We start from the raw sequence: 13,073 nt of genomic DNA on the forward strand, positions 1-13,073 counted from the left end.
CCTCTGCGTACCCGACGTCAGCCCTCGTCCGGGCCACCGTCGTCCTCGTCGTCCGCCGCCTGCTCGTCCGACTCCCCCTGCGCGCCCGGCTGCGGTTCGGCGACACCCACCCGCGCGGGACGGATGGTGCGCTCGCCGATGCGATACCCGGGCTGGAGGATCTGCACGCACGTCGTCTCGGTGACTTCCGGCGAGTACGAGTGCATCAGCGCCTCGTGCACGGTCGGGTCGAAGGGCTCGCCCTCCTTGCCGAACTGCATCAGGCCCATCTTGGCCGCGACCATCTCCAGCGACTCGGCGACCGACTTGAAGCCGCCCACCAGTTCGCCGTGGTCCCGGGCGCGGCCGATGTCGTCGAGCACCGGCAGCAGTTCCGTCAGGAGGTTCGCCACGGCGATCTCCTTGACGGAGACGCGGTCCCGCTCGACCCGGCGGCGGTAGTTCTGGAACTCCGCCTGGAGCCGCTGGAGGTCCTGCGTCCGTTCGTTCAGCGCGGTGCGGGTCTGGTCGAGCTGCGCGGTCAGCGCCGCACCCCCGGCCGCCGCACCCTGCCCGTCGGTCGCGTCCCCGGCCCGGCCCGCCGGGGCCGCCTCCTCCTCGGAGGCGGACCCGGCGGCCGCTGCCGCGTCGTCGGACGCGGCGTCGGTTTCGGCGTCGGCGGGGACGTCGGGCTCCTGCGCGAAGCCCGGGGTCTCCTCCGTCACGCGGCACCGTCCTTCGGCTTGTCGTCGTCCACGATCTCGGCGTCGACGACGTCGTCGTCACCGTCGGCCTTGGCCTCACCGGCGCCGGCTCCCGCGCCGGCCTCGGCGCCGTCGCCGCCCTGGGCGGCCTGCGCGTCGGCGTACAGCGCCTGGCCCAGCTTCTGGCTGGTGGCCGCGACCTTCTCGGAGGACTCGCGGATGGCGGCGGTGTCCTCGCCCTTCAGCTTCTCCTTGAGGTCGGTGAGTGCTTCCTCGACCTCGGTCTTGACGTCCCCGGGGACCTTCTCGTCGTTGTCCTTGAGGAACTTCTCGGTCGTGTAGACGAGCTGCTCGGCCTGGTTGCGGGTCTCCGCGGCCTCGCGGCGCTTGGAGTCCTCGTCGGCGTACTGCTCGGCGTCGCGCATCATGCGCTCGATGTCGTCCTTCGGCAGCGCGGAGCCGCCGGTGACGGTCATCTTCTGCTCCTTGCCGGTGCCGAGGTCCTTCGCCGCGACGTGCATGATGCCGTTCGCGTCGATGTCGAAGGTGACCTCGATCTGCGGCACGCCGCGCGGGGCCGGGGGCAGGCCGGTCAGCTCGAACATGCCGAGCTTCTTGTTGTACGCCGCGATCTCGCGCTCGCCCTGGTAGACCTGGATCTGCACGGACGGCTGGTTGTCCTCGGCCGTGGTGAAGATCTCCGAACGCTTGGTCGGGATCGTGGTGTTGCGCTCGATCAGCTTGGTCATGATGCCGCCCTTGGTCTCGATGCCGAGGGACAGCGGGGTGACGTCGAGCAGCAGGACGTCCTTGACCTCGCCCTTGAGCACACCGGCCTGGAGGCTGGCGCCGATGGCGACGACCTCGTCCGGGTTGACGCCCTTGTTGGCCTCCTTGCCGCCGGTCAGCTCCTTGACCATGTCGGCGACGGCGGGCATGCGGGTCGAGCCGCCGACCAGGACCACGTGGTCGATCTCGGACAGCTGGATGCCGGCGTCCTTGATGACGTTGTGGAACGGGGTCTTGCAGCGGTCCAGCAGGTCCTGGGTGAGCTGCTGGAACTGGGCGCGGGTGAGCTTCTCGTCCAGGTGCAGCGGGCCCTCGGCGGAGGCGGTGATGTAGGGCAGGTTGATCGTGGTCTCCGAGGAGGAGGACAGCTCGATCTTCGCCTTCTCCGCGGCCTCGCGCAGACGCTGGAGCGCCATCTTGTCCTTGGCGAGGTCGACTCCGTGGCCGGAGTGGAACTGCTTGACCAGGTGGTCGACGACGCGCTGGTCCCAGTCGTCACCACCGAGGTGGTTGTCGCCGTTGGTCGCCTTGACCTCGACCACGCCGTCGCCGATCTCCAGCAGCGAGACGTCGAACGTACCGCCACCGAGGTCGAAGACCAGGATGGTCTGGTCCTCCTTCTCCATGCCGTAGGCGAGCGCGGCGGCGGTCGGCTCGTTGACGATGCGCAGGACGTTCAGGCCCGCGATCTCACCGGCCTCCTTGGTGGCCTGCCGCTCGTGGTCGTTGAAGTAGGCGGGGACGGTGATGACGGCGTCGGTCACCTTGTCGCCCAGGTAGGACTCGGCGTCCCGCTTCAGCTTCTGGAGCACGAACGCGCTCATCTGCTGCGGGTTGAAGTCCTTGCCGTCGAGGTTGATCTTCCAGTCGGTGCCCATGTGGCGCTTGACCGAGCGGACCGTACGGTCCACGTTGGTGACGGCCTGGCGCTTGGCCACCTCACCGACGAGCACCTCGCCGTTCTTGGCGAAGGCGACGACGGACGGCGTGGTCCTGGCGCCCTCGGCATTGGTGATGACGGTGGGCTCACCGCCCTCGAGAACACTGACGACGGAGTTCGTCGTACCCAGGTCGATGCCGACCGCACGTGCCATTTCGGGTTCCTCCAGCTGATGCCTTGAGTGGATATGGCTCAAGAGTGCATGAGGCCCACGAATCTGTCAAAGGACCTGAGTCACTCACGCTCAACTCTTATGCTGCACTTATGTGCACTCCGGCATCACTCCAGCTCAGAGCACCCCCAGATCCTCCCGATGCCCGGGAGCCCCGGCTTCGGCCGGGCCCGCGGCATCCCGTCACCCCGGGGCGGGCTGCGAGTGCGGAAGGCGGTCCGACGCCTCGCACCACTCCACCGCGACCACCGCGGCGTCGTCCCGCAGCTCCCGGCCCGTGTGCCGGTCGACGGCGGCCAGCAGCCGGTCCGGCAGCACCTCGATCGGCGTGGTCAGCAAGGTCCCCACCACCGGCAGCAGCGGGAAGAACCGCCCGCCGGCGTCCCGCGCCTCGTCGATGCCGTCGGTGTACAGGAGCAGCCGCTCCCCCGGCTCCCATTCCCGGACCGACGCGGGGAAGTCGTCGGCGAACACGTGCGCGAGCCCGAGCGGCGGCAGTGCGTCCCCGGAGACCACGAAGCGCGCGGCGCGCCCGTTCATCAGCAGCGGCGGCGGATGCCCGAGGTTGACCATGCGCAGCTTCGGTCCGTCGATCTCCAGCAGCACGGCGGTCACGAACAGCTCGCTGCCGTCCTGGGTGCCGGTGTAGGAGTCGCCCGGGTCTCTCTCCAGGCGCGCGACGGCCTCCGAGCAGCGCAGCGCCACCCGTGACACGTTCGGCTCGTGATGCGCCGCCTCGCGGAACGCGCCGAGCACCGCGGAGGCCGTACGGATGGCGGGCAGGCCCTTGCCGCGGACGTCGCCGACGATGAGCCGGATCCGGTCGCCCTCGACCACCGCCTCGTAGAGATCGCCGCCGATCCGGGCCTCGGACTCGGCGGCGACGTAGCGCGCCTCGAAGCGCAGCCCGCCGGCCTGGCGCGGCATCGGCGGCAGCAGCGCGAGCTGGGCGGCCTCGGCCACCCGCTGCACCTGGGTGAGCTGGGCCTCCCGGCGCTCTCTGGCCTTGGCGGCCATCAGGGAAGCCACGCTCACCACGAACACGGCGCCCACCACCGTGCCGTGGTAGAAGGGGCCGTCGTCGGCGTCGATGAAGGTGGCACCCAGCCCGACGAACAGCGCAACGACGGACACGGCGAGAACCCGGCGCGGCGACCCGCGGATCGCCGCGAGGGCCGGAACGGGAGAGAGCAGCGAGCCGGCACGCAGATTCGGCGCGTCGCCGATGTCGTCCCCGACCTCCATCAGGGCGACGACGACCAGCAGAATCCAGGGGAGCACGGCCCACATGAACCCGCGCCCCACCACATCCCGTGACCTGCTGCTCACTCGGCCCGCCATCCGGTTCGCCCCCAGAATCACTTTTATGCCGAAACGGTATCGCAGGAGGTCGGGCGACGCAGATCACCGCAGCATCGGGTGCAGCACTTCCGTGATACTGGGTAGGCTCGTACGAACCAGATAAGTTACTGCTTAGTAAATGAGCCGTCGCCGTGCCGGCGCAGGCTCGCCCGCAGGTCCGAGGAGCCGTCATGCAACTCGCCGCGATCGTCGTCTCGCTGGTGCTGGCCGTGGTCGGCACCGCGCTGTTCGCGCGCGCCATCGCCCAGATCTACCGGCACGTGAAGCTCGGGCAGGCGGTGCCCGCCGGCACCCGCACCGACGACCCCGGGCAACGCACGCTCACGGTGGCGCGCGAGTTCCTCGGGCATACCCGGATGAACCGCTGGGGCATCGTCGGCTTCGCGCACTGGTTCGTCGCCGTCGGCTTCTTCACCCTGGTGCTGACCCTCGTCAACGCCTTCGGCCAGCTCTTCCAGGCCGACTGGGTACTGCCGATCATCGGCACCTGGCTGCCGTACGAGATGTTCATCGAGTTCATCGGCCTGATGACGGTCCTGGGCATCGCCACGCTGATCGTCATCCGCCAGCTGAGCCGCCCCGACCGTCCGGGCCGCAAGTCCCGCTTCGCCGGCTCCACCACCTGGCAGGCGTACTTCGTCGAGGCCGTCATCCTCGTCATCGGCCTGGCCATCCTCACCCTGCGCGGCCTGGAGGGCGTGCTGCACGACGTGCACGGCTACGAGGCCGCGTACTTCGTCACCTACCCGCTGGTCGCCGCCTTCGACGGGCTGAGCGTCACGACCGTGCAGAACCTGGTCTACCTCGTCGCGATGCTCAAGATCGGCACATCGTTCGTGTGGATGATCGTCGTCGGCCTCAACACCGACATGGGCGTCGCCTGGCACCGCTTCCTCGCCTTCCCCAACATCTGGTTCAAGCGCAACGCCGACGGCGCGACCGCGTTGGGCGAACTGAAGCCGATGACCTCCGGCGGCAAGGAGATCGACTTCGAGACCGCGCTCGACGAGGACAACGAGGAGGAGGTCCGCTTCGGCGTCTCCCAGGTCGAGGACTTCTCCTGGAAGGGGCTGCTGGACTTCTCCACCTGCACCGAGTGCGGCCGCTGCCAGTCGCAGTGCCCCGCTTGGAACACCGGCAAGCCGCTGTCGCCCAAGCTGCTGATCATGTCGCTGCGCGACCACGCGCACGCCAAGGCGCCGTACCTCCTCGCGGGCGGCGGCAAGTCCATGGAGGGCGAGGAGAAGGCCACCGAGGAACAGCTGCGCGGCGTCCCCGCCGACGCGCTGGCCGAGGCCGAACGCCCGCTGGTCGGCGACCTCGCCGCCGGCGGCGTCATCGACCCCGACGTCCTGTGGTCCTGCACCACCTGCGGCGCCTGCGTCGAACAGTGCCCCGTGGACATCGAGCACGTCGACCACATCGTCGACATGCGCCGCTACCAGGTGATGATCGAGTCGTCGTTCCCGAGCGAGGCCGGGACGATGCTCAAGAACCTGGAGAAGAAGGGCAACCCCTGGGGCCTGGCCAAGAAGCAGCGCCTGGCCTGGGTTCAGGAGGTCGACTTCGAGGTGCCGGTCGTCGGCAAGACCGTCGACGACCTCACCGAGGTCGAGTACCTGTACTGGGTCGGCTGCGCAGGCGCCCTGGAGGACCGGGCGAAGAAGACCACCAAGGCGTTCGCCGAACTCCTGCACATCGCGGGCGTGAGGTTCGCCATCATGGGCGGCGACGAGAAGTGCACGGGCGACTCCGCACGGCGGCTGGGCAACGAGTTCCTCTTCCAGCAGCTCGGCGAGGAGAACGTGGCCAACCTCAACGCCGCGTTCGGCGAGGACGAGGACGACGAGGCGACGAAGAAGCCCGCGGCGAAGAAGAAGATCGTCGCCACCTGCCCGCACTGCTTCAACACCATCGCCAACGAGTACCCGCAGCTCGGCGGGCACTACGAAGTGATCCACCACACCCAGCTGCTCCAGCACCTCGTCGACGAGGGCCGGCTCGTGCCCGTCACCCCCGTCGAGGGCCTGATCACCTACCACGACCCGTGCTACCTGGGCCGCCACAACAAGGTCTACACGCCGCCGCGCGAGATCATCGGCAAGGTCCCGGGCCTCCGCAACGAGGAGATGCACCGCCACAAGGAGCGCGGCTTCTGCTGCGGCGCCGGCGGCGCCCGGATGTGGATGGAGGAGCGGATCGGCAAGCGCATCAACAACGAGCGCGTGGACGAGGCCCTCGCCATCGAACCGGACATCGTCTCCACCGCCTGCCCGTTCTGCCTGGTGATGCTCTCCGACTCGGTCAACGGCAAGAAGAACGACGGCAAGGCCAAGGAGGAGCTCCAGGTCGTCGACGTGGCGCAGCTCCTGCTGGACTCGGTGCGGACGCCCGCCGACCCGCCGCCCGCGGGCGGCGAGGACACGGCCGGCGAGCCCGACCCGGAGCCGCAGCCGGACCGCGACCCCGAGCCGAAGCCGGACCCGACTCCCGCGTCCTAGCCGTACGGACCCGCGCGCCGCCCCTCGACGGCGGGCCCCGACCCGGGGCCCGCCGTCGTCGTGCGTCCGCCTCTCCGCCCGCGCGCGCGTCACGTGCGATGCACCGCACGTGAACAGCCGTACAACCCTTGGTGTCCGTCGGAGGTCTCCCCCCACGTCCCCGCCAGGCGCCCTGACGGCTCCCGGCATCCACTCTCGTGCCCAGGAGACTCACGCAGTGCCCAAGCGCTACCGCAGATCCGCCCTCGCCCTCTCCGTCGCCGCCGCCGTCACCGGCGGCCTGATGACCGCCGCCGCGCCCGCCGTCGCCGAAGAGGACACACTGCACGGCGACTTCAACGCCGACGGCTACCGCGACGTCGTCGTCTCCGCGTCGAACGCCCGCGTCGACGGCGCATTCGGCGCGGGCCAGATCGTCGTCTACTGGGGCGGCCCCGACGGTCTGCAGCCCGACCGCCGTTCGCCGATCCACCAGGACTCGCGCGGCGTGCCCGGCTCCCCCGAGGAGGGCGACGGCTTCGGCGCCATGACGTACGCCGGGGACTTCGACGGCGACGGCGTGACCGACCTGGCCGTCGGTGCACCGGGCGAGGACCTGACGGGTGACAAGGACAGCGGGATGCTCACCGTGCTCTGGGGCTCCGCATCCGGCCTGGTCAGCGGCGACACGCTCGCCAACCCCACGAAGTTCGACGGCGACTTCTTCGGCAAGGCCGTCGTCGCGGGCGACTTCGACGGCGACGGCGTGACCGACCTGGCCGCCGGCAGCTCCTCGACCACCGTGGTCTTCTACCAGCAGGGCATCGACCGGGCGGGCGAGGCCACCGAGTCCCGCTCGGTGCGGACCCCGATCCTCCACGGCGAGGGCGGCGTCTTCTTCCTGACCGCCGGAGACGTCGACGGCAACGGCGCCGACGACCTGGTGGTCAACGGCTTCGACTCCGAGGCCGAGAGCGGCTACCACTGGAACGCCAACTTCTACTACCGCGGCGTCGCGGGCACGGGCATCGCCGGCTCCCCCGACCGCATGACCCCCGGCATCATCACCGGCATCGGCGACACCAACGGCGACGGCCACGGCGACCTCGTCATCGGCGAGTCCTGGGACGAGGGCCCGCCCGGTTCGGTCAAGGGCGGCAAGGTCAGCATCCGCTACGGAACACCCGACGGCCCCAACGGCGTCGTCAAGGAGATCACCCAGGACACCGGCGGCATCGCGGGCGGCTCGGAGAAGGACGACGCCTTCGGCGCGGAGCTGGACCTCGGCGACGTCAACGGCGACGGCCTCATGGACCTGGTCATCGGTTCGGCCGGGGAGAACCTCGGCGAGGACTTCGACACCGGCGCCGTGCACCTCCTCTACGGCTCGCCGACCGGCATCACCCCGACCGGTGCGCAGTACTTCAACCAGGACGTCGCCGGCATCCCCGGCAGCAACGAGGACGAGGACTTCTTCGGCAGCGACGTCCACCTCGCCGACGTGGACGGGGACGGCAACGCGGACCTCACCATCGGCGCGAGCGGCGAGAACAACGACAACGGCGCCGTCACCGCACTGCGCTCCGACGGCGCGCAGATCACCACCAGCGGAGCCCAGTGGATGAGCGCCACCTCCGCCGGCGTCTCCACGTCCGGCCGGCCGCTGTTCGGCGTGAACTTCGCCGGCTGACCCCGGAACCGCGACGGGCCGCCCCCACCCCCTCGGTGGGGGCGGCGCGTACGGGTTCCCCTAGGGGATGTCACAGGTCAGACGCGATGTCCGGCCGTTTGCTGCCGGAGCGTCACCACAACCGCGCGGACACGGTACGTTCGAAGACGTGGCTGGATTCAGGATCGGACGCGGCAGGAACTCCCGCAACGCGCAGCAGGGACCGTACCCCCCGCACGGCCAGGCCCCGGAGCAGGGGCCCGGCCCGGGGGCGTACGGACAGGGACAGCACCAGGGACCGGCCTCGGGCGCCTCCGGCGGCCAGACCTGGCACGCCGGAGGCGGCGGCGGCCGGGAGGAACCGGAGTACTTCGGCGAGCCGCAGCGTGGCGGCTACGGCTACCCGGGCGGAGGCCCGCAGGGCGGCCACCCCGGCGACAGCCGCTCGCGCGCCGACAACCCCGGCCACACCAGGGCGTTCAGCATCCACGACCCCTCGCCGTACGGACACGACGGCGGCCCCGGCGACGGGCACGGCTACGACGGCGGCTACTCCGAGGGCAGCGTGCACACTGCCGGACACGCGCCGCCCGCCGGCCCGCGGCTGCACTGGAAGGAACTGCTCCAGGGCATCGTGCTCCGCCCGAACGCGACCTTCTACCAGATGCGCGACTACCCCGTGTGGGGCCCGGCACTGACCGTCACCTTCGTCTACGGCCTGCTCGCCGTCTTCGGCCTGGACGAGACGCGCGAGAGCGTCATCGACGCGACCCTCGGCACCGCTCTCCAGTACGTGGCCGGCACCGGCATCGCCATGGTGATCATGGGGCTGATGCTGGGCGCGGTCACGCACACCCTGGCCCGCCAGTTCGGCGGCAACGGGATGTGGGCGCCGACCATCGGCCTGTCCATGCTGATCATGTCACTCAGCGACGCACCCCGCCTGGTGCTCGCCATGTTCATGGGCGGCACCGCGACCGCCGTGCAGGTCGTCGGCTGGATCACCTGGTTCGCCGCCGGCGCGCTGTTCACCTCGATGGTCAGCCGTTCGCACGACCTGCCGTGGCCGCGCGCGCTGGGCGCCTCGGCGATCCAGCTGATCGCACTGCTCGCCCTGGTCAAGCTCGGCACTCTCTGACGGCGCGCTTCGGGGCCGGGCCCTGCCGCCCGGCCCCGAAGCACCGCACGCGCAGCTCACGGCTCACGGCTCACAACGCGCCGCCCGCAGCTCGCCGCTCAGCGCGTCACGCGAAGCGCTGCGCCGCCGAGCCGTCGCACTCCTGGAGCCGCACCGGCTCCGTGGCCCCGGCCAGCGTCAGGCAGAACCCGGTCGCCTCGGCCGGGCGGAGCGTGGCACCGTCCCGCACGAACTGCTGGTTGGCGCCTCCGTGGCAGTTCCACAGCGCGAGCGCGGCGCCCGCCTCGTACTCCCCGTCCGGCACGTCGAGGCACCGGTCGTGCGTCAGCTCGAGGTGGAGCTGACGGGTCTCCGGGTCCAGCCACCAGCCCTGGTTGCGCTCGCCGTTGCAGCTCCAGCCGCCGACGGCCGTGCCGTTGCGGCTGCTCGCGCCCTCGGCGTCCAGGCAGCTGCCGGTCGCCTCGTTGCGCAGCGGCCCGAAGACGTCGTCCCACGCCAGCTCGTACAGCCGCGGCTGCCCCGCGCCGCTCGGATCGGCGCAGGACGCCTCCCGCGCACCCTGCTGCCCGGCCTGGTAGACGGCCGTGAAGCAGGCGGCGAAGGCGCCGTGGCCGCGCTTGTTGGGGTGGAAGGACTGGCGCACCGAGTTGGAGTCCGGCGGGAACGGGTTGGTGAGGTCGACGTACAGGCCCCGCGCCCAGGTGTTCTCCATGCACACCTCGTGGCCGTGGAAGAGCCGGGACGCGTCCAGGTACGTGGCGCCGGCCTGGCGCGCCGCCTCCCGCATGCCCTTCTCGAACACCGGCACCGCGAAGTTCCGGGCGAAGGCGGCGTCGCTGTCGTAGCCGGTGCAGCCGCCGAACAGCTTGCCGGGATAGTCGGGGTTGTCGTACACGTCCGGGCCGAGCGGACCGGGATAGCCCATCACGACCAGCTGGTAGTCGTCGTCTGCGTAACCGGCCTGCCGCATCACGGTCCTCAGGTCGCCGACCGTCGCCACGACCTTGGGCTGCAGGCCGTCCACACGCGCCTGCCAACCGGGCCGGTACTTCGGGTGGCAGGCGCCCTGGAACGTGAACCAGCGCACCACGCAGTCCGTGATCACCGGCCCGAACCGCAGGTCGTCGTTGGCGCCCGCGACCAGCACGATCTGCTGGATGCGGGTGTTGCGCGCCTTGATCGCCAGGTTGTCGCTCTGCACCAGCTCGTCCGCGTACTGCGGTGTGCCGCCGATGCGGATGTTCACCGTCGAGGCCCCCGAGCAGGCGACGTTGAAGGTCACGTCCGCCGGGATGCCGGTGCGGTGGATCGCCGCGTCGGGCGAGCGGTGGCACCAGTTGTCCGGCCCGTCCGTGCCCGGCTCGTAGGTGCCGACGCCCTCACCGCTGATCTCGCTGTCGCCCAGCGAGATCAGCGACGTCTTGCGCTCGTCCATCGGCCGGATCGCCGCGTCGCCGTACAGCGTCTCGGCCTGCGCCGCCCGCGCTTCCTCGAGCTCCGCCGACAGCGGCACCACGTCGGCCGCCCGCTCCTCGGCGGCGGCCGGCGCCGCAGCGGGCCCGCCGCCGGTGAACGCCAGCACCGCGGCCAGCAGTCCCGCGGTCACCGCCGTCCGGCCGAGGCGTCCCGCACTTCTCGCACGTGCCATGGGGTGCTCCCGTCATGGAGGCATCAGTGTTACCCGTGGTTCTTACTCGCAGGTACGCCTCTCGGGAAGCCCATCCGGCGCAAGAATCCGGCCAGTTACGGCTTCGGCGCGGTCGCCCCCGGCGCCCGCCTCGGCGTCGGCAACGGCAGGTCCGCAGGCACGTCATCAGATCGCCGTACACCCGCGCCCAACGGCAACCCGCCTGCTGCGGGCCGTGGACGTCGGCCGTCCAGCCGCGGTGGGCGGTCCCGACAACGTAGCCGCGCGGGCCGTGGCGCAGGAGCGTGCAGTCGCGCTCGCGCGACGCGCTCCGGGGTTCCACCCAGGAGGGTCCGCGTCCCCACGGGCCGGACCCAGCCCCGGGTCCCCGGGCGCTCCGTGCCCGGGTTCAGGCGTCCCGCACCTGCCCCGCCCGCCGTACCACCGGCGGCTCCACCGACCACGGGAACTCGATCCACGCCTCGGTCCGCTTCCACACGTACGCGCACTTCACCACGGACTGCGGCTTCTCGTAGATCACCGCGGTCCGCACGTCCGCGACGTGCTCCGCGCAGAAGTCGTGCACCAGCTTCAACGTCCGGCCGGTGTCCGCGACATCGTCCGCGACCAGCACCTTCTTCTCACTGAGGTCCACCACGTTCGGCACCGGCGGCAGCATCACCGGCATCGGCAACGTCTCACCGACCCCGGTGTAGAACTCCACGCTGGCCAGATGCACGTTCTTGACATCCAGCGCGTAACCGAGCCCGCCGGCCACAAAGAGGCCACCGCGCGCGATCGACAGGATGATGTCCGGCTCGAAGCCGTCATCCGCGACGGTCCGCGCCAACTCCCGTACCGCCACGCCGAACCGCTCGTACGTCAGGTGCTCCCGCTCGTCACCCATCCCGGAGTCGGTCCTCCCCCCGGGCCTCGTCCCGGATCGGCGTGCGGTGGAAGTTGAGGTACGACCGCGACGGCGTCGGCCCGCGCTGCCCCTGGTAGCGCGACCCGTACCGCTCCGACCCGTACGGGTGCTCGGCCGGCGACGACAGCCGGAACATGCACAGCTGCCCGATCTTCATCCCCGGCCACAGCTTGATCGGCAGCGTCGCCACGTTCGACAGCTCCAGCGTCACGTGCCCCGAGAAACCCGGGTCGATGAAACCGGCCGTCGAGTGCGTCAGCAGACCCAGACGCCCCAGGCTCGACTTGCCCTCCAGCCGCGAGGCGATGTCCTCCGGCAGCGTGATGACCTCGTACGTCGACGCCAGCACGAACTCCCCGGGATGCAGGATGAACGGCTCGTCTCCGACCGACTCGATCAACCGCGTCAGGTCGGGCTGCTCGACCGACGGGTCGATGTGCGGGTAGCGGTGGTTCTCGAACACCCGGAAGTAGCGGTCCAGCCGCACGTCGATGCTGGACGGCTGGACCATCCCCGCCTCGTACGGGTCGATGCGCACCCGCCCGGCGTCGATCTCGGTCCGGATGTCCTTGTCTGAGAGAAGCACGGCTGTGAGCCTACGCGCACGAACGGGGCCCGGCCCAACCGGACCGGACCCCGCCACGCGCTACGACTGCTGGTCGACGGCTGTCCGCGACAGCCGTGACCTCCGCGCTTCCGGCTGCTCAGCGCCGACGGGCGCCACCGGCCTCCCCGCCGGCACCCACCGGCACGGCCTGCCGCAACCGCGCGCACTGCGGACACCGCAGCAACCGACCGGGACCGATCCGGTCGGGTCCGAGATTCTGCAGGGGGAACACGGACGTGCTGAACTCGTGCCCCTCGGCACACCGAACGACGGTGGACTCCATCGTCTCCCTCTCACGGCAACGTGGTGGACGAAAGCCACGTTAGGGGATGAAGCGCACCACCCGAAGCCCGGCACTCCGCAACCCACCGTACGCCCCCGCGACCCCCTCCTCCGCACCCCGCCACACCCCTCGCACCCACCCCCCGAACAGCACAAAGGACCCGCCGGCCTGTGCGCCGGGGGTCCGCCATGAGGTACAGTGTCCCGCGTTGAGAAGGCTCTTCGAGCCGCTCTTCGCGGGCGTAGTTTAATGGTAGAACATGAGCTTCCCAAGCTTATAGCGCGGGTTCGATTCCCGTCGCCCGCTCCACCCCGAAGGCCCAGGTCACAGACCTGGGCCTTACTTGATGTCCGGATGCCCTTCTACGCCAGACGCCGCACACTCCAGCCTCGGCT

General features: G+C 70.6%; 10 protein-coding genes and 1 tRNA gene. 4 read left to right on the forward strand and 7 right to left on the reverse strand.

The genetic code is table 11. The features are described from left to right. Positions 1-17: 17 nt before the first annotated feature. The 3 genes from grpE to K304_RS30490 all read right to left on the reverse strand — a co-directional run bounded on the left by grpE (position 18) and on the right by K304_RS30490 (position 3,865). Complete coding sequence (gene grpE, locus K304_RS0121210) at positions 18-704, reverse strand: nucleotide exchange factor GrpE (RefSeq protein ID WP_027765347.1); 687 nt, start codon at positions 702-704, stop codon at positions 18-20. Beyond that, positions 701-2,566: a molecular chaperone DnaK gene (gene dnaK, locus K304_RS0121215; RefSeq protein WP_027765348.1), complete on the reverse strand. Its 1,866-nt coding sequence runs from the start codon at positions 2,564-2,566 to the stop codon at positions 701-703. The genes grpE and dnaK overlap by 4 nt, the downstream gene beginning before the upstream one ends. A 201-nt stretch (positions 2,567-2,767) precedes the next feature. After that, entirely contained in the window at positions 2,768-3,865 is a 1,098-nt protein-coding gene (locus tag K304_RS30490; protein WP_158687395.1) for a PP2C family protein-serine/threonine phosphatase, read from the reverse strand. A gap of 251 nt (positions 3,866-4,116) precedes the next feature. Here K304_RS30490 and K304_RS30495 point away from each other — a divergent pair, with 251 nt between their 5' ends. The 3 genes from K304_RS30495 to K304_RS0121235 all read left to right on the forward strand — a co-directional run bounded on the left by K304_RS30495 (position 4,117) and on the right by K304_RS0121235 (position 9,233). Then, positions 4,117-6,447, forward strand: a complete 2,331-nt coding sequence (locus K304_RS30495) for a heterodisulfide reductase-related iron-sulfur binding cluster (RefSeq protein ID WP_051308688.1) — start codon at positions 4,117-4,119, stop codon at positions 6,445-6,447. A 217-nt stretch (positions 6,448-6,664) separates the two neighbouring features. Then, on the forward strand, positions 6,665-8,116 hold the full coding sequence (locus tag K304_RS0121230; RefSeq protein ID WP_027765349.1) for an FG-GAP repeat domain-containing protein: 1,452 nt from the start codon (positions 6,665-6,667) through the stop codon (positions 8,114-8,116). 148 nt (positions 8,117-8,264) lie between these two features. Further along, positions 8,265-9,233: a Yip1 family protein gene (locus K304_RS0121235; protein ID WP_027765350.1), complete on the forward strand. Its 969-nt coding sequence runs from the start codon at positions 8,265-8,267 to the stop codon at positions 9,231-9,233. Between the two features lie 106 nt (positions 9,234-9,339). On the opposite strand, the gene K304_RS0121240 is transcribed toward K304_RS0121235, so the two are convergent. The 4 genes from K304_RS0121240 to K304_RS34180 form a co-directional block, all read right to left on the reverse strand. After that, entirely contained in the window at positions 9,340-10,881 is a 1,542-nt protein-coding gene (locus tag K304_RS0121240) for a ricin-type beta-trefoil lectin domain protein (RefSeq protein WP_027765351.1), read from the reverse strand. A gap of 388 nt (positions 10,882-11,269) precedes the next feature. Continuing rightward, positions 11,270-11,767 (reverse strand): phosphoribosyltransferase, encoded by a 498-nt coding sequence (locus K304_RS0121245; RefSeq protein WP_027765352.1) that lies wholly within the window; start codon positions 11,765-11,767, stop codon positions 11,270-11,272. Further along, positions 11,760-12,374, reverse strand: a complete 615-nt coding sequence (dcd, locus tag K304_RS0121250; protein ID WP_027765353.1) for a dCTP deaminase — start codon at positions 12,372-12,374, stop codon at positions 11,760-11,762. The genes K304_RS0121245 and dcd overlap by 8 nt, the downstream gene beginning before the upstream one ends. Before the next feature lie 118 nt (positions 12,375-12,492). Beyond that, entirely contained in the window at positions 12,493-12,678 is a 186-nt protein-coding gene (locus K304_RS34180; RefSeq protein WP_078529493.1) for a hypothetical protein, read from the reverse strand. Between the two features lie 235 nt (positions 12,679-12,913). On the opposite strand from K304_RS34180, the gene K304_RS0121255 reads away from it, so the two are divergent. Beyond that, positions 12,914-12,987 (forward strand) — tRNA-Gly (locus K304_RS0121255). The last annotated feature ends 86 nt before the right edge of the window (positions 12,988-13,073 follow it).

The organism is Streptomyces sp. CNS606, from assembly GCF_000426325.1.